The sequence below is a fragment of the Shewanella oncorhynchi genome, from assembly GCF_030848765.1.
GTDB classification, from domain to species: domain Bacteria; phylum Pseudomonadota; class Gammaproteobacteria; order Enterobacterales; family Shewanellaceae; genus Shewanella; species Shewanella oncorhynchi.
The window spans coordinates 2880794-2898658 of record NZ_CP132914.1 but is presented as its reverse complement, the minus strand read 5'-3'; the positions used below and the strand labels follow the sequence as shown (position 1 = coordinate 2898658).

Sequence of the window (17865 nt, the reverse complement as noted above, 5' to 3'; positions counted from 1 at the left end):
CAATATGGTTCAACCGTTTTTCGATGCGGCCTAGATAATCCCTAGATAGCCTAAAAAAGTTGGGAGCACTCTAGCCCATGCAGCAGTAAGGCTACAGACGAGTCATTGCATCAACCCTAAGGAAGGATGCAATAACGTGCATTTGTTGCTTTGGTGTTAAATGTTGGCAATGGGGTGAAGAGGGTAAAAGCCAAGGTTTTAAACGGTTTTTGACGGTTTTATGTGAACAGTAGCTGTCTAGGCCTTGGCTCACTTTAGCCGAGTGCCAAGCTCGCTCTCTTTACCTATATTAGCCATCCTGCATGGATAGGAATGGAGCGATGATCATGTGCAATTATGAGGAATTTTGATTTTCAGATGGGCGGATTTTGTGCCTCGCCGATGCTCACGGTTTGATTGAAGCAGAACGCGACACCTTATGGTGATGAGAATCACTCGCAACTCGATGTAGATGCGAACCATTATCATCACGGGTCCTTCCGGCTCGGTTGATTGCGGGGGCAGTGACGCGCAGTGCTTCACTACATATGAGGATTTTAGAGGGCTTGGTTGTTGTTTTATTAGCGGGCTTTTAGGGGGCGTTCATAATTTCGAACGCTATTTATGACGTTGATTTTATTTGCTTATTATTCTTATTTCCTCAGGGATTTAAAAAATAGGTGTGCTCGGATATACCAACTTGAACAGATCGATTTGTGATCCTTTGATCTTTGTTGAATGGGCCGATATTTTGCGTCTCTTGGTAAGCTAGTCACTATAAAGCGGAGAACAGTGAGGGGAGAAACCTACCTTTAGTTTGAATACATCAGAGCGCAGCTACCTAGGCATATTGTTTTGTTCTAGCTTTATCGCGGAATCACTTAACTGATAACTAAATCATTCAAAATTTCCTAACCGGTTAGTACTGTATGTCATGACGGTGATTTTACGCAGTACTTAACCAATGCTTGCCACCGCAAAAAGTTCGCGCATCAAGCTGCAACTTCGCAAACCGCAGGTGGCATTGGCGAGTACTTTGGTCAAAGAAGACTGTTTGTGGTCATACCCGCAATGCCAGTTAGGTCATTTGCAGTGTATTGGGCTGATAAGACCGCAGGGATTAGTGATGATTAACACTTAAAGTCAGCAAGTACGTATGTCAGGAGGATAACCGCTCCTTCAAGACGTAGCGGAATGACCAACAGCGAAAAGCAGCCAGCCTTATGGGGTTAAGCCGATGAGGGGATAGGGTGTGAGTGTCAGCCTGAATGTGGGGCCCAAATGCTGTCAACCAAGGTCAATAATCAGTCGAAAGTGAGCGTAAAAGAATGAGAAAGCTAAAACAATATCAAGTGATTACCCATCAAACTGTATAAAAAAACGCTACCACAAAAAAGCAAATTCCTATAGCATCATTCATATCCATTTAAACGGATGTGGCAGCGGCCAAGTCCAACAAGCGATTTATGCCTTGCAAACAGCGCAACGCATAAATACTAAGACGTTATATGTACGGAAAGTTATGTCGTTAAACAATGAAATAATACTCAAATCATTGATAGGCTTTGGCTTGTTTTTCTTTATTATCTGGCTTGTGCTGGCTTGTATTTTGATTTTTTCAGGCTCTGCTGAATTTTCCGTTAAAGGTTTAGGATTGTCGTTCTTAGTGCTTCAAATTCCAACTTTGGTTCTTGTAATTAAAACAAAGTTACGACTTAGTAGAAGTGCAATAAAATGAGCAATGTACATATAACAAGGCGCATCACTCGCTCCGTTCGGTCGCTGGGATGTCTACCGCTGCGCGGTCATCATCCGTGTGCTTTGCGTTAGCTTCATGGATAAATCGATGCTTTTAGAAAAATTGCAGAATTCGTTAAGAGATGCATTTCAAGAATGTATAAGTTCAAATTATTCTAAGCCTAGATTATTTCATGCAGCTAGAAGTAAAGCTTGGGTGAAAAACATCGCAGCATCATTTAGAGAAGAATATGTTCAAACTGAATACAGAGTTTTTTCAGCAGATTATTCTAATAATAGAAGCGAATTTAAATTAAATGAATTGCTTTTTGATATTAGTGTTGTGAATGTTAAATCTATACCTTCTGCGTCAAACAAGAAGCAGCTAATCTATGTGAATAAAATGGAATGGGCTATTGAAAGTGAATTTCAAAGAAGCGATAGTCGCGCTTCTATAATCGATTTTAGTAAATTGGCCATGGCTCGATCAGAAAATAAGCTATTGATACTCTCTCAAAGTAAAAGTATAAAAAATTGGGCGTTATCAATACTGAGTGGTGCTGTACCGGAAGATGGTGATAATTACTTCTTAGCATTTGTACCTCATCCTGAAAGTTGGGATGAAGACATGAAAGTGGAACTATATTCTCATGGTAAAGATGGCTGGGAAGCAAGAAGCTAACAAGGCAAGGCACAAAACCTCCAGCGTGTGCTCGCGGCGTTAAATGGACAGCATGAACATCGAAGCCCTTAAGCAAATTTTGCAGTCATGGATCGCTGAAGGTTACGCCGAAGGTGAATTGTCGGTGGAGCCCGAATGGTATGTTCTGTGGCATCCCGAAGAAATAGAAGAATTTAACCGTGATTACCAGCTACCCGAGTACGCGCCGGGGTTCGTAACATTCGGTGGTAATGGTGGTGGAGAGCTTCTGGTAGTAAACGATGAGGGTGAGGTGTTTTATTTGCCCGCAATAGGGATGGCACCTGATACGGCAATAAAAGTTGCAAGTAGCCTGCAAGATTTCAAAGGCTACATGCAAAAATGAGCAAGCCATTTAACAAACTGCTGTTGTCGCCCCGTCGGGGCTGGGACGGCCTTTCCGCCGCTGCGCGGCTACAAGTCCGCCCCAAAGCCGGGCGTTAGGTGCCTCCCTTGAAGTTTAAACCACCACACTATGAGTTTGTTCTCGATATAGCTTTAGAAATGACCAATACAGATAATAATCAGTCATATTGGGCTTCTTACAATCAACTCAGAGATGTGTGTGAAAAACATGAAGGTACTATTTTAGATCATGCTTTTCAGTGGGAAACACTGGCAGATTTTACTTCGGACAAATCTGAAGCGATTAATCTCTATTTAAAGCATTGGCTTTAGCAAAAAATAGCGAAGAACAAGACTATATTGCTTCTATATCGTTTGGGCTTGCTGAGTTGTATTTAGATTTAGGTCAAAATGAAAAAGTTAGAATTTATATTGATACTGCCAACGATGCATCTGAACAAACTTCGGATTTATCCTTGAGGACTGAAGTTGTTGATTTTTTACTCAGTTTTAATCAAAATGCCACCTAACAAGCCAATGTTGCTGGGACTTTTACTCGCTGGTGCTTCGTACCAAAACACTCACAAACGCCGCAAATTGGGGCGTTAGCAGCCTAAAAGGATTTGAGCTTTGAATCAGATTGGAAAAAAACTCTGGAATTTAGGGGCCGCAATATTTTGGGGTGGGGTTGTATTCTATATTCCTTCATGTACTTGATGAGTACAGCATGTTCTACAGATGAATACGAAGAACTTTATTCTCCTAATGGGGAGTTGCGAGCGGTAGTTATAATGACTGGCTGTGGTGGTTTTTCTAGTCCCCAAACTCAGATATATGTAGAACGAATAAAAAATAAATCTTTATCTCCATTCTCGTTAAAAAAAACTGATGCTTTGATTCGCTTAGATGGAAAACCTGACGATGTAAGTTATCAAATTGAATGGGAAACTAATGAAAAATTTGTTATTTCAAATTTTGATTTCTCCAAGATGATGGCATTTAAAAATCAATCTTGGGGTACTGAATTACCAAGAATTTATTTTGCAGTAAACGGCAGCTAACAAGCTGTTAAACAATAATAAAATACAGTTGTTTTTTGGGAGTTTTATGCTTAGACGGATTATTTATATATCAATAATACTCGCGATAGGTGTCCTCATAGGCTGGTTAGCGAATGCTTATGTTAATGGCGCGGATATTAGAAAAGCATATACATCAAGCACAATCTCAGGAATAGTGAATGACTTCGAAATTATTGGTTCGCTTGATGAGCAAGGCTTGTTCACTGATAAGATAAAAGAGCAATACAATAAAAAGTTTAATTCGACTGTATTCTATCTTATGTTTCTTAAACCCAATTACACGGAACTTACGGCGAACCCAACTCAAACACTGTGCAGATTAGTAGAATATCAATCAAAATACGGAATTGAGCTTAATTCCGAAACGGATAAAGTAGTAAGTGACTATTTAATTCAAATTGAACCAGTAATCCGTAAAGAAATGGCTAGTATTCAAAGCTTTGCAGGTGGCAGTGGTTGTAATATCGGTGGAACACCTGCTACAAGTAAAGTTTGTCGTTATGACGATCCCGCTCGCTGTAGAAAAAATGAGACATAACAAGAGACTATGGCGTCAATAACTAATTTATCGCTTTTGGCGCTTCCCATAGGGCACCGTCTCTCAATATCGAATTTAACGTCACCACCATCTTCCTAATACAGGCAATGATAGCCACTTTTTTAGGTTTCCCTGTGGCAACTAATCGCTGATAGGTGCTCTTAAAAACCGGGTTAGATTGTATGGCTGACATCATTGCCATATATAAAACCGTTCTCACTTGATGCCTTCCTCCTTGTATTTTTCGCATGCCTTTAAAGCGCCCGCTTTCTTTATTCATCGGTGCCACACCGACCAATGCGCTTGCTTCCTTGTTACTGATATAACCCAATTCTGGTAAGTTACTGATGATGGAAGCTGCGGCGATTTTACCGATACCTTTCATACTCTGAAGCAGTATATTTTTCGCTTGATAATCAGGGTTTGACTCAATGAGTTTAACGATTTTTATTTCAATCTTTTCAATCTGATTTTTGAACGCCGTTAAAATAGGTTTAATGGTCATTTCAAGTTCTTTTGGCAATATTTGAAGGCGGTTTTTTTCCATCGTCTGCATCACCAATAGTTGATTTCGTCTTGCGACTAAATCACTCATAGCACGCATTACATCAGGTTTTAAAGTTGATAAGGTCGGCTTAATCGCTTCGCTGTAATGCGCTATAAGTTGCGCATCAAGCTTGTCAGTTTTTGCCCGTTGACCAATGGCACCAGCAAAGCGTTTTATGTGAACAGGGTTTGCGATGACAAAAGGTAAGTTTGCCTCAGCGCAGGCCATAATGAAGGGCATTTCAAGACGACCTGTCGCTTCGATAACGATGCGCTCAGGAGTGTATTTTTTAATAGTTTTGACGGCCTCTTTAATCCCTTTTTCATCGTTCGATACAGTGAAATAGATATTGAGAGGGCGGATATAAATGTCGAGTTGAAACTTGCCAGTATCAACACCTACGTTAATGTTTTGATTAGAAGTTGTTTTCATAATAAGCTAACTCTTGCTTGCAAATGCGGGTTCGAGACCCAGTAGACTATTCGAGTATTTTGCTTGGAGTCCTTTGTCGCGTTCTTTCTTGTTATCGGTCTCTCAATAGAGGAGCCAGCGTTCAATCGAACTACGACAAGGAAAGCTTTAGTTGCAGCTAAAGCCTGGGTCTCACATTACCCGAAACTGGAAATTATTTGTAATCAGGTGAGTTTATTATCCATACAAGTTTATTAAGTTCGCCTAACGAGTTGGGTTGGGACGAGTATACAGCACGCGCCCCTTACAAAAGCGTTAATCATAGATTTTTTATCCGAAACTGACGAGTTAGAGTTAAGGCTTTAACTCGGAAATGTCAAAAAATGAGCTAGTGAATCACTCTGCACCAGCCTGATTCACGCGAGTCCCTAAAACCCGCCCTAGAGCCCAGTTTGCGGCTATTCTGTGGCGTTTTTGCCCTAGAATGAATCAAACTCAAGATAACTGATTAAGACCCATATATGGGCCTGTTATTCCCATTCCGACTAGTTATATCGAGCGTTGATTAGTTTGTAGATAAAAGAGGTTGTAATAATAGAATAGCTAATCCGAATTTTACTAAACAGACTATTCATGTCCTCCGTTAAAACCTGCCACTAGTTCCCTGTTTTGAGTTGTTCAATCTTTAGATAACCGATCTAATCTCATGCAAAAATCGATATTGCATTTTTTATGCTCGATGGTGACTGATTGTATTTAACCGCGGAACAACGGCGGCGCCCCCTCTCATTCAGTTAGTTTATAATTCACGTTAAAAGTGCACTTTAGGTCCTAATATGTTGCAATTTATAAACTCTGCTTCTATATTTGGTTTAATTTACTCTATATTTTGGTACTTATGGTGCAACTATGTCATCAAAAATAAACTGGCTTATTAATCATACGAGTCCTGGTGCGGTAGTGCTTCAGTCGTGGTTAACACAAAATGAGATCAGCTCATCTTTGGTGAGAAAATATGTGCAGAGTGGTTGGTTGTACAAGATAAGTGCGGGGGTTTACGTTCGTCCTGAGTCAACAGGTAAGTTACAGCCTCATTGGGTTGAAGCGCTCAAGGCTGTGAATGAGCAGCTAAAGCTTCCTGTTCACCTTGCGGGAGTCAGTAGCCTAACACATCAAGGGCTTAGTCATTATCTTCAACTAAGCAGCGAGCAAGTTTGGGTTGGCTGTCAAAGTAAGCAGGCGTTGCCAAAGTGGTTCCGCGAATTGGAGGAGCAAAACTGGCTTTTCTATACCAGTAGCAAGCTGACCCAAACGTTGGAAAAAGACTTTATTACTATAGGGGTGAACAATAGGGAAGTTAAGGCAAGTTGTGCGGAGCTTGCAGCCTATGAGGTCGTCAATGCCATTGGCAAACATATCAGTTTTGAGCATGCCGCGGAGCTGTTTCAAGGGTTAGTGAATCTCAGTCCACGTAAAATACAGTCAATACTGAATCGAAGTGAAGCCGTACAAGCTAATCGCGTATTTCTCTTTTTAGGCCACTACTATCAACATCAGTGGAGCAAAAGGCTAGATGAGCAGCAAATCACGCTAGGCGCGGGAAAGCGTCAGGTGGTGGCTCATGGCCGTTACGATGGGCGGTATCAAATAACAGTGCCGGCATCGTTTATTAATACAGAAGAAAATCAATATGAATAAGTCATCGATATACTACCAGCAAGTGACCTTGCTTATTCGGATGCTGCCGCTCGTCGCCCAAGAGAAGGTATTTGCCCTAAAGGGCGGTACGGCTATCAACCTATTTGTGCGCAACTTCCCACGCTTATCGGTCGATATCGATTTGGCTTATCTTCCTTTGGAGCCAAGGGAACAAGCGCTACAAAGTGTGAAGGAAGCGCTTGGTCGTTTGACTGCGCAGATCAATCTACAACCGAACCTTAGTGCAGTATTTCAAGACAATAAATATGATGAGCTCAGGGTTGTCGTGACAAGTGATAGAGTCACAATAAAAATTGAAGTCTCTCCTGTTGCGAGAGGTACGCTACACAAAGCGGTATTAATGCCAGTCGTTGAGTTAGTTGAAGAAGAATTTGGGTATGCAGAGATCCCCGTTGTAAGCCTGCCTGATCTATACGGTGGTAAGTTATGTGCAGCGATGGATAGACAGCACCCAAGGGATCTTTTCGATGTGAAAATGCTGCTGGCGGAAGAGGGGATCAGTCGAGAGATTTTGGTCGGCTTTCTCACTTATACACTTAGCCATCCAAGGCCTATTAATGAAGTGATGTCTCCACGCTGGAAACCGCTTGATGAAAGCTTTCAAACTGAATTCAATGGAATGACGACAAAGCCGATTAAACTCGATGAGCTGATTTTAACTCGCTCAGAAATGCTGATAGCGTTGCAGCATCACTTTACTGCAAAAGACAGAGACTTTTTATTATCCTTTAAACAGGGTCAGCCTGATTGGTCATTGTTTGATGAACCGAGCGTCGCGGCACTACCTGCGGTGAGATGGAAGCTATTGAATATCCAAAACCTAGCGAAAAACAAATCCAAGCATCAAGAACAACTCATTAAACTGGCTGATGTATTGGAAACGTGGGTTGCAGGTCGGATACTGTAATGTGCAGTGTATTGCCGATTTTATCTGATAGTTCGCTGTTTGTGGGCGTTACTTTGGTTCGACTGATTATTGGACCGTCTCTATTCAGCTGCAGGATACTTCCAAAAAGTGATTTTCTTGAAAATAAAAAATAATTTCAAATAGTACTACATAAATTGCCACAGGGTATTAAACACTACCGTGATGGCTGGAGCATCTGCGCCATTGCCAGTGTCACTCTCGGCGATAACATAGCAGGGTGCAAGGAACAGCATAGACTTGCTACTTATTGAAGTAGAGGTCCAGTTTTGCATCTAGAAGGTGCGTTATTCACACTTTCTCTCTCCAAAACCCAAAATAAGTAATTGATTAGAATAGCATTTAAATTTGTTCAATGTTCTCTACAAAAACACCTCAAATAGCAATTAATCAATTGATTTTATTGCAATTTATCTTGTTTATTGTGTTTATATGGGTAATATTTGTCGCTCACCGACGGCAGAGGCGGTTTGTCGTTTTAAGATTGCTGAGCGCAGGCTTAATATTGAGGTGGATTCGGCGGGTACTATTGGTTATCACCAAGGGGATAAGCCCGATAGCCGCGCTATTGAGGCTGGTAAAAAGCGGGGTTTTAGTTTCGAGGGCATGCGGGCGCGGCAGGTGGTGAATGCTGATTTTGAGCATTTTGATTTAATTCTAGCTGCGGATAATGCCAATTTGGCGGATCTGCTTAGCCGTTGTCCGGTTGAGTATCAACACAAGTTACAGTTAATGTTGTCCTATGCTGATACGCAAATCACGGAAGTACCAGATCCTTACTATGGCGGCGCACAGGGTTTTGAACTAGTGCTCGATCTCCTCGAGCAGAGTATGGAAGCTTTATTAGATCAATTGACCGAAAAGTTCCGTTGAGATGCGTATTTCCATTTACGGTTTGGGTTTTATGATAAGTTCGGGTAAATCCCCTTATGCGAGATGACGATGAAAGTAATGGATTCTGAAAACCGAGTATGGTTCCTTTTGGAGCATGAAGGTCGCTTGTACTTGAATGCAAATTGCAACATGAGTGCATTTGGCTATAGCTATATGATCCAGCTCAATGGTCAGGAACTGCAAAATTATGACGGTGGTGGCCGCGAGTATCTAAATAATCTTGCTCACGATATTCATTATTCTGTTCCAATCGCAAAAGACACAACGTCAATTTACAAAGGTCGTGAAGTTTCAAAACAGCTAGCTGGTTTAGCAACAGAAGCGATTAAAGCGTGGCGTGCTTAAAATCGGTTAACTCTAAAATGCCCCAAAGCTTGTTTCAAAGTTTAAAATGCAAGTAGGGTGAATAAAGTTGTGGGCTATAAAAAAGCTAATGTGATGAGGTTACTTTCAACCTAGAAGTCATGCCAGTCCGAACTTTCAATAAAGCCACAGCAAAGTAAACATCATCATAAAGTCATTAATAGATATCAGTATAGTTTGACTACAAACATCAATGGTTGTGGGCTGCTTGCCTTACAAGGTTAAGTTGGTAAGATGTTGTTCATAAAGAAAATCAAATCGTTGTACATCTAAGGACATATATGGAAATTTCATTACTTGCCGATAATCCCTCTGCGATAGACACGGTAGCTAGTTGGTATTTCAACGAATGGTGCCAAGACAATGGTAGCTATACCAAGGAGGAAGTCGTTGAAAAAGTCTCTGCATCAATAAATCGTGATACCGCGCCTATTCTGATCATTGGAAAAGTAAATGGTGTTCTTGCTGGTTCAGCAGAGCTAAAAATTCGAGAAATGGACATATACCCAGAATTTGAATTTTGGCTTGGTGGTGTTTACGTCACTCAGCAGGCTAGGGGACAGGGTGTCGCCTCAAAACTTGTGAAAGAGATAATATCGCTAGCACATAAAATAGGTGTGAAAAAATTATATCTTCAAACAGAAGATATAACTGGAGGTTTGTACTTACATCATGGGTTTAAGCCTATAGAACAGGTGAATTATAAAGGTATAAATGTATTGGTTATGGGCACAAACATCGGTGAATAACAAGTTTTTGAAGGTGCACTGCGGCTCAATTGAGGGAAGCAAGTGGAACGATATGGTTATATTTCACAGGGCTACCTAAGTAGGTCAAAGCATCCCCAAATGGCATCATTTTTAATCTTAGAGTTTTCGTCAGTACAAGAAAATAGATTTTCTGTTTCAACAGTAAGAACCAGTTGTGTTCTGTTTCAGTCAAAGTGTTTATAAAGTCATTAGCAAGGCCATATAATCAGATGCTGAGTGACTCTTTACAGAATCTAATGATGAAAATGAGTCGAAATCTTCCAAACTTTGACAGTTATTGTTGAATCAATGGCTACCAAATAAGAATAGGCCGCGCGTAGTTGCGACCGATTTTACGATCGCTTAGTTAGTTCCTGTCCACGCTTGGTCCTCGCAGACTTCAGATCAATGTTGAACTCTTGATATCACATTATGCTTTTTACCGCTGTTATCGTCGTGTCGTACGGTGGGCTTTTTTGCAAATAAACCTCCTGCCTCACGCTTGACAATAAGTGAAACGTAAACAATCTTTTAACATGGAATATTTTCAGAAGGTTACTTTTCTTTCTGCAGAATAGAATTATTTTCACTACGGGAACACAGGAGTGTTTAACCCTTCTACTGAGATAACTAGGCTTCATTTGAGGCGATCCTCAATGAATAATCTAGGCTCAAGGTATTGTGATAAAACGCAATCATGAAAAGGAATTTCAATGAAAGACGTTAATATTTATCCTTATCAATCAATCTGTTCAGACCGGCTCAGTAAGCCAGAGACTGCGATCAAAACAGCAAACTTCAATTTTAATATCGAAATCCATTTATTGGGATTTGGTTGAGGTCAAGTCTTGTACGCTATTTGTATCGTGACATCACGCCTGCAGTGGCGGGTGTTGTGAAAGCCCTGATTTTAAGTCGTTAAAGAAAGTGGAGTTGTAAACGTTTTAAGCATTGAATAAGTCCCAATAACAAGGAGAGTTAATTTCATGTCTATCAAATCTTTTCGCTATAGTACGCTTTTTTTGTGTATGAGTGCTGCTGTACATGCAGAAGCACCAGTAGTGACAAAAGCAGCTATAACACTACCAACGTTAAGCCCTGTTATGCCGCTGGAAATCACAGCAAAACCCCCTGTCTCACTCGAAAGCCTGCAACATGATTTTGATGATTTTTCTTGGCAATCGTTTATTGCACTTAACTGGCCAGCAAATGCCGATGGCACACCCAATACTATGTCTACCATTGGGCAAAAAACTAACCAGCCAGTCGTGTGGCTGCATTGGAAGGAAAGCCGGGAGATTTTTTTACCCGATGGCGTAAAACCACCTGGGTGGGATCAGTCCAATAATGTGCCGGATGTTTGCAAAAGTATTGATCCCAAGTCCATTCCTCAAGGGACTATTTATTTAACGCAAGTAGGGAAGACCCCGAATGTGTTGGATGAAAGTGGTGAGCCTTTTACAACGGGTCCATTGATTGATCAAAACGGGCTTTATACCCGTTATGAAATATTAACCAATGAAACCATGTTCAATTTTATTTTGGACAATAACCTTTACAGTAAAAAAGGACAGAAACAGTTTAATGCCGATGTCGATTTTACCGCGAGCGACAGTAAAACCGGGCAGGTAGGTTCTATCATGCTTAAGGCATCATGGATAAAAATGGGCGGCAAGTTTGATGCGACGAATTACTATACGACTTATGCGCTAGTTTATAACAATCCCGAAGAGCAACACGGGGTCAAGCCCGCGTGTGCGCTTGAACAAGTCGGTCTAGTGGGGTTTCACATTGCTCACAAAACCACAGGTGAACCACAATGGATTTGGTCTACCTTTGAGCATGTCGCTAACGCGCCAACCCAAGGTGAGTCAGCATCATTGTCGGCATATAATTTTTACGATGCTAAATGTACTGACTGCAAAGTGAATGAACCACCAGCACGCCCGTGGGATCCGGCAAACCTGCACACTAAACCAACTCAAGTGGAACGCGTCATTCCTATCACTGCCGACGCTAAAGCCTTAAATGCCAGTTATCACGCTGCACTCGACGCTGTAGTGCCGGGATCGGTATGGAAGAACTACGAATTGATCAGTACGCAATGGCCTACCGATGCCAAAAATCCCACCGATCCAACGGGCGTACCTGCTCCCTCATTTTTAGCGAACACCACGCTCGAAACTTATATCCAAGGTTCGGTAAAGCAAACATCAAGTAGCTGTATGGCTTGTCACAATAATGCGGCAACCACTAACGGTAATTTTGCTGATTTCACTTACTTGCTGCAACGCGCGCAATAATTTACGAAAGGAACTCATCATGACTGATATTACAGGCGCGACTGCCGATACTATGAATCATTTTATTGGTTTGAGCGCGGTATTAACCGGCTTTGCTACCAGTATTATTGCCCCGACATTGGATCCCGTGGATATTAAATCCGAATACTTAGCCGTGTTTACGCAAAAAATAACCGAAGAATCGCAGGACCTAACTTTAGTTACAACTATTCTGCAAAAATTTGCGGCGTTAAAAGCGCAGCAATTATCAGATCAACAAATTGGTACGCAAATGCTGGCGCCTGATAACGGGGCTAATTTTGTGTTGGCCTGCCGTAAATTGATTTTTATGTGGTACTCAGGTGCATGGCCAACCATTATTCCCGCGACGGATACAGAGCCGGAAACCACGGTTAGCGATATGATTTCGGCAAAAAGCTATACCACAGGTTTAGTCTGGCAAGTTATGCAGGCTCATCCGATGGGGGATTCAAATTATCGCTATGGCTATTGGGCGAAACCACCCGCTGTACTGTCGGCCTATACGGGTCATCAAGGAGGTGCAGTATGAGCACTCAAACCAATTACGATGTCATTATTGTGGGATCAGGTATTGCCGGCTCTATCATGGCTTATCAATTGGGGATGGCGGGGAAAAAAGTATTAATCCTCGAAGCAGGGCAGGAAGTGCCGGTTGACCGCAGTGGTTACATGGAAACCTTTTTTAAAGCCAATGCCAAAACACCTGAATCACCTTATCCTCCTACTACGCAAAATCCAGCGGCATCGACGGCGGATAATCCACTCGGATTGCCTGATCCTGCGAAGGAAAATGTGCCGCGTTATACCGTGTTGCAAGTTGGCGCATGGCGTAATCCAAAGCAATGTTATTTCGATTACACGCCGCAACCAGAGCATTTGAAACCTGACAGCCCTGAAGCAAAGTTTGCTTTTGCGAGTTCCTATGAGCGTATTGGCGGCGGCACAACTTGGCATTGGCTAGGAACCAGTTTGCATCTATTGCCCAATGATTTTGAGTTGCAAACCCAGTATAAGCAGGGTGTGGATTGGCCCGGTGGAAAACAATTTTATCAGGCGCTGGTTCCTTACTATGAACAGGCGACCAATGAGATTGGCGTCGCCGGTGACAAAGAGGCGATGGATCAGCTTTATCGCGGATTTAATGTTTCACCGGATGGTGTTTATGGGCCGAATTACGATTACCCAATGCCTGGCATTGTTTCATCTTTAGTTGATCAACAATATGAACAAGCTGTGAGCGATATGGTGTACGACAATATTCAATTGTCAGTCACGCCAACCCCCCAGGGGCGCAATTCATTACCGGGTGAACGCCGTCAATGTGCGGGGAATACGAATTGTATTCCTATTTGCCCTATCCAAGCCAAATACGATGCCACTGTGACGCTCGGGCGAGCATTGCAAACCGGCAATGTTGATGTGTTTTATCGTCATGTTGCGACAAATGTTCAAGTGGATGAAAATACAAAGGATGTTGTTGGTATTGATTATGTGACCTATCAAACTCACGGAGGGATAGCGACGGGCGGCGGTACCGTTACGGGTAAAAAATATGTGATTGCAGCTCACGCGATTGAGACGCCTAAATTATTGCTCATGTCTAAACGTAATAAAGCCTGTCCGAACGGCGTCGCCAACCATAGCGATCAAGTGGGGCGTAATTTGATGGATCACATTATGTATTTGGCCTGGGGTCTGGCGAAAGATCCTGTCTATGGTTTTCGGGGGCCTTTATCTACTGCGGGTATAGAAAGTTTACGTGATGGCGCCTTTCGTAAAGACCGTGCCGCCTATCGTATTGAAATCGGCAATGAAGGTTGGCAGTGGGCAGCAAATGATCCATTCACGACCTTAGCTGATTTTGTATTTGGGCAAAATAATTCGCAATTAAATGGGGATTCTGTCAATCAGCAGGGGATTCCATTACGGTTTGATCCCGCCATGTCTGCGAATAGCGCCTTATTTGGTGCCTCACTGGTGAATACCTTGAATGGTATTTACACACGGCAAATTCGTATGGGCTATTTAATTGAACAATTACCTGATCCGGAAAACCGTGTCGAGTTGTCGGAGACGCTGAAAGATAACTTAGGTTTACCGCGCCCAAAATTAACCTATCGAGTCCGCGAAGATTATGTGCGCAATGCGTTCGTGTCGGCTAAAGATATTTCGACCAAACTCTTTGACGCCCTTGATGCGCGGGAATATACCAAGGCTCCGCCTGCGCCGGTATTTTATGGTGATAAGAGTCAAGTAACGTCGAATAATTTTGAATATCAGGGCCATAATTTTACGTTTTACGGTGCTGGACACATTGTGGGGACGTATCGAATGGGGGACTGCAGAGATACGTCGGTGGTGAATCCTCGTCAGCAATCTTGGGATCATAGCAATCTGTTTTTAGTCGGTAGCGGAGTGTTTCCAACGGTTGCAACAGGTAATCCAACCCTCACTTTGGCAGCGTTGGCATTCCAGGCTGCAGATCATGTTTTGGAAGACCTTAAAATAAGTTAAAAAAGTTGTAATTATTCATTAGCTTGCTGTTAATTCCCATTGAAAACCGCGTGCAAATTGGCGCGGTTTTTGGCTAACTGAATATACCTTCATATTACGCTAACTGGCATTTTCCTACTCACAATGCAGTTTATTGTCATCGTATTTAAAATCAAAATATTACAGTTTTTTTATGCTGATAATTAGTTTGAAAACTGTGCATGCGTGTGTTGTCGGATAGTATGTCTGATAGAAAACTGATAAGTTTCACTCAAACCGAGCGTTAATTGGGCGTGCTTTAATAAGCGAACAAAGTTAATTTTTACGAATATTTATCAAAAGGTTAGCTGAATACATGACTACTAAGAAATATATCGTTGTCAATCCACATGAAAGTGAGTTTCCTAACCCCATTACGTTCAAAAAAGGTGATCCTCTTATCGTTGGAGAAAAATATGCAGGTCCTGAAGGCTGGGATCTCTGGTTCCTTTGCACTACGCCAGGGCAAGATGCTGGTTGGGTTCCTGGTCAAGTGATTCAGCGCCTAAAAAATGCCAACGGGCTGGCGCTTGAGGACTATACGGCAAGAGAACTTAATGTGCATGAAGGGGAACAACTCATTGGCACACGAATGTTGAATGGCTGGGTATGGTGTATAAAAGCTGTCAGTGAAGAATCAGGGTGGGTACCATTAGAAAACTTGAAAGAAGTGGTAGATCTATCCCGCGACTAAAGCATCTTTGCTGTGCAGTCAAATCCAAGATGGCTCCTTGGTGTATTGTGCCAAGAGGATGATGACTGGCGGATATTGAGAGCTTATATCTGGCACGCAGAAGTCATTGGCGTAAAAGTGTTTTTTAGCACAAGCTTTCCGTTTCTGATAATAAAAAGCCAGTATATTCAATATACTGGCTTTAACTTTAAACTTGATGAATGAGCGCCATAAGCTGGAATATAAAAGTCATCAGCGTCTTGTCTTTAACGTCTTTAACAAACTCTGCGCCTTATATTCCAAATGCAGAGTGGCGGGCTGACTAGTCGTTATGACGTTTGCCTGAACGTTTAAGTCTCTCTGCTGCCAATTTGGCTTCTTTCTCTGCTTCTTTTTCGGCCATGATACGGGCGACTTCAATCTTTTCAAGCTCTGCCATCGCAGGCGTTTCTAGCGAGAGTAAGCCTATTTTCCCCGAGCGATATTCATGCAGTAATAACTCTGATGCCTTGTGCATATCGATGCGACCACCGGGACGTAGCGCTCCACGTTTACGGCCGATTTCCTCGAGAAGTGCGACATCATCCTTTGGTAATTCACTTAAGTTATAGCGCTCACAAATCTCTTTTGGATAAGCGGTTAAGAAATACTTGGCGGCGAACAGGGCCACATCTTCATATTCCATCGCCGTATCTTTAATCGCGCCAGTGACGGCAAGGCGATAGCTGCTCGCTTCGTTATCCACTTTGGGCCATAAAATACCTGGGGTATCCGACAGCACGATACCGTTACGTAAATTGATCCGTTGCTGGGTTTTGGTTACCGCAGGTTCGTTACCGGTTTTGGCAATAACACGTCCAGCTAAGGTATTGATGATGGTAGATTTCCCAACGTTGGGTATCCCCATGATCATAGTGCGAATGTCTTTTTCGGTTTTATCGCGACTTGGCACTAGCTTACGGCAGAGAGCAGGGATTTTTTTCACCATTGCCGCTTGCAGTGTCGTGATCGCCGTGGCTTTGACGCCTTGTTCACGCTCTAAGTATTCAATCCATTGTGCGGTGATCTCTGGATCGGCCAGATCAGATTTATTGAGCAGTTTGATACAAGGTTTGTCGCCTCGAAGCTGAGCCACCATGGGGTTTTCGCTACTGTAGGGAATACGCGCGTCCAGCACTTCGATAACAAGATCGACTTGAGGCATTGCCTCTTCAATCTCCTTGCGTGCCTTGTGCATATGCCCCGGATACCACTGAATTGCCATGATAACGCCTTGTCCTAAATAACTTAAAGAACGGCTATTCTACCTTGAAGGTGGCGAATGTCATAAAAAAAGCGCCCTAAGGCGCTTTAATCGCTTAATCCTTGACTGTCTCTTGCGATTGTTACTTGGATTAATAGGCTGAATTAAGGCTTAGATTACCCCTAGTTCGCGCAGTCTTTCCATCAGATAACTGTCAGCGGTATAGCGATCCGATAGCACGACTGCAGGGTTTGGATGTAAAAATAACGGCAAAGAGATCCGTGACTTGGTTTTATCCGTACCTTCAGGATTGATGACGCGGTGAGAGGTCGATGGGAAATAGCCGCCAGAGGCTTCCTGTAACATGTCACCGATATTGATAATAATGTTGCCAAAATCGCTGGGGACATCTAACCAAGTGCCATCTTTTGCTTTCACTTGTAATCCAGGCTCATTGGCCGCAGGTAACACTGTGATAAGGTTGATATCTTCGTGGGCGGCGGCACGAATGGCGCCCATTTCTTCACTGCCCGTCATCGGCGGGTAATGCAGAATACGCAGTAAGGTTTTTTGGCTATTGGCGATCATTTCTGGCAATGGCATCGAAAACTTGGCTTTTATGTCTTCTGGTGAGTAGGTTTCGATCCACTCTAATAGTTCTGCAGCCAGTGCGTTGGCTTTATCGTAATAGGCGAGAATATTGGCACGCAGTGAATCGGGGATACGCCCCCAAGGGTACACGTGGTAGTACTCTTTAATGTCTTTGACTGTGTTGCCTTTGGCGGTTTCAGAAATCGACGCAGGGAAGAAACCGTCGTGGGTTTCTTTTTTAAACATATAGTCGTTTTTGGCTTCTGAATTAAAAAAGGCTTGCCACTCGGTGTAGATGTCTTCAACTAAGCGCTTATCAATCGGATGATTAGATAAAACACCAAAGCCAGTTTCCCGAAGTGATTCAACGAATTGCTGGGCACTGTTTTCAGCGCGATAATCAATGGTTTCTAATTTCATTTTGGTTTCTACTTGTTATATTTAGTTGTAATTTGACCCGCCGCAAGTGTAGCCGTGCGCTGATGTGGGTGCAAATACTCAGCGACTGTGATC

General features: G+C 42.6%; 19 protein-coding genes and 1 pseudogene. 17 read left to right on the top strand and 3 right to left on the bottom strand.

Annotation, left to right across the window (positions count from 1 at the left end; translation table 11 throughout):
* Positions 1–933 precede the first annotated feature (933 nt).
* The 8 genes and pseudogenes from RA178_RS13050 to RA178_RS13015 form a co-directional block, all read left to right on the top strand.
* Positions 934–1120 (top strand): annotated as a pseudogene (locus RA178_RS13050) (IS91 family transposase); the annotation flags it as partial.
* 381 nt (positions 1121–1501) lie between these two features.
* Positions 1502–1717, top strand: coding sequence for a hypothetical protein (locus RA178_RS13045; RefSeq protein WP_306682166.1), 216 nt, complete (start codon positions 1502–1504; stop codon positions 1715–1717).
* 108 nt (positions 1718–1825) lie between these two features.
* Complete coding sequence (locus tag RA178_RS13040) at positions 1826–2398, top strand: hypothetical protein (protein WP_028760218.1); 573 nt, start codon at positions 1826–1828, stop codon at positions 2396–2398.
* 52 nt (positions 2399–2450) lie between these two features.
* Entirely contained in the window at positions 2451–2762 is a 312-nt protein-coding gene (locus RA178_RS13035; protein WP_231466234.1) for an SMI1/KNR4 family protein, read from the top strand.
* A gap of 107 nt (positions 2763–2869) precedes the next feature.
* A complete protein-coding gene (locus RA178_RS13030) occupies positions 2870–3094 on the top strand; it encodes a hypothetical protein (RefSeq protein ID WP_306682163.1) in 225 nt (74 codons plus the stop codon).
* Positions 3085–3291 carry a hypothetical protein gene (locus tag RA178_RS13025; protein ID WP_306682161.1) on the top strand — a complete coding sequence of 69 codons (207 nt, stop codon included), beginning with the start codon at positions 3085–3087 and terminating at the stop codon, positions 3289–3291. The genes RA178_RS13030 and RA178_RS13025 overlap by 10 nt, the downstream gene beginning before the upstream one ends.
* A gap of 186 nt (positions 3292–3477) precedes the next feature.
* Positions 3478–3822 (top strand): hypothetical protein, encoded by a 345-nt coding sequence (locus RA178_RS13020; protein WP_306682159.1) that lies wholly within the window; start codon positions 3478–3480, stop codon positions 3820–3822.
* Positions 3823–3868: 46 nt separating this feature from the next.
* Positions 3869–4381, top strand: a complete 513-nt coding sequence (locus tag RA178_RS13015) for a hypothetical protein (protein ID WP_028760214.1) — start codon at positions 3869–3871, stop codon at positions 4379–4381.
* A gap of 22 nt (positions 4382–4403) precedes the next feature.
* Here RA178_RS13015 and RA178_RS13010 read toward each other — a convergent pair whose 3' ends face one another.
* Positions 4404–5360, bottom strand: coding sequence for an IS110 family RNA-guided transposase (locus RA178_RS13010; RefSeq protein WP_306682158.1), 957 nt, complete (start codon positions 5358–5360; stop codon positions 4404–4406).
* 888 nt (positions 5361–6248) lie between these two features.
* Here RA178_RS13010 and RA178_RS13005 point away from each other — a divergent pair.
* The 9 genes from RA178_RS13005 (at position 6249) to RA178_RS12965 (ending at position 15539) form a co-directional block, all read left to right on the top strand.
* Entirely contained in the window at positions 6249–7037 is a 789-nt protein-coding gene (locus RA178_RS13005; protein ID WP_263177699.1) for a type IV toxin-antitoxin system AbiEi family antitoxin, read from the top strand.
* On the top strand, positions 7030–7965 hold the full coding sequence (locus tag RA178_RS13000) for a nucleotidyl transferase AbiEii/AbiGii toxin family protein (RefSeq protein ID WP_028760212.1): 936 nt from the start codon (positions 7030–7032) through the stop codon (positions 7963–7965). The genes RA178_RS13005 and RA178_RS13000 overlap by 8 nt, the downstream gene beginning before the upstream one ends.
* Positions 7966–8415: 450 nt before the next feature.
* Complete coding sequence (locus RA178_RS12995) at positions 8416–8856, top strand: low molecular weight protein-tyrosine-phosphatase (protein WP_049821717.1); 441 nt, start codon at positions 8416–8418, stop codon at positions 8854–8856.
* Between the two features lie 69 nt (positions 8857–8925).
* Positions 8926–9222 carry a hypothetical protein gene (locus RA178_RS12990; protein ID WP_263166468.1) on the top strand — a complete coding sequence of 99 codons (297 nt, stop codon included), beginning with the start codon at positions 8926–8928 and terminating at the stop codon, positions 9220–9222.
* Between the two features lie 299 nt (positions 9223–9521).
* Positions 9522–9989: a GNAT family N-acetyltransferase gene (locus RA178_RS12985; protein ID WP_306682154.1), complete on the top strand. Its 468-nt coding sequence runs from the start codon at positions 9522–9524 to the stop codon at positions 9987–9989.
* Positions 9990–10975: 986 nt separating this feature from the next.
* Positions 10976–12292 carry a hypothetical protein gene (locus RA178_RS12980; protein ID WP_306682152.1) on the top strand — a complete coding sequence of 439 codons (1317 nt, stop codon included), beginning with the start codon at positions 10976–10978 and terminating at the stop codon, positions 12290–12292.
* Positions 12293–12311: 19 nt separating this feature from the next.
* Positions 12312–12842, top strand: a complete 531-nt coding sequence (locus RA178_RS12975) for a hypothetical protein (RefSeq protein WP_168824010.1) — start codon at positions 12312–12314, stop codon at positions 12840–12842.
* Positions 12839–14827, top strand: a complete 1989-nt coding sequence (locus tag RA178_RS12970; RefSeq protein ID WP_306682151.1) for a GMC family oxidoreductase — start codon at positions 12839–12841, stop codon at positions 14825–14827. Before RA178_RS12975 ends, RA178_RS12970 begins: the two co-directional genes overlap by 4 nt.
* Positions 14828–15161: 334 nt before the next feature.
* Complete coding sequence (locus RA178_RS12965) at positions 15162–15539, top strand: SH3 domain-containing protein (RefSeq protein ID WP_219250512.1); 378 nt, start codon at positions 15162–15164, stop codon at positions 15537–15539.
* 301 nt (positions 15540–15840) lie between these two features.
* Here RA178_RS12965 and ylqF read toward each other — a convergent pair whose 3' ends face one another.
* Complete coding sequence (gene ylqF, locus RA178_RS12960; RefSeq protein ID WP_306682149.1) at positions 15841–16782, bottom strand: ribosome biogenesis GTPase YlqF; 942 nt, start codon at positions 16780–16782, stop codon at positions 15841–15843.
* A gap of 150 nt (positions 16783–16932) precedes the next feature.
* Positions 16933–17772: an isopenicillin N synthase family dioxygenase gene (locus RA178_RS12955; protein ID WP_263176335.1), complete on the bottom strand. Its 840-nt coding sequence runs from the start codon at positions 17770–17772 to the stop codon at positions 16933–16935.
* Positions 17773–17865: the final 93 nt, after the last annotated feature.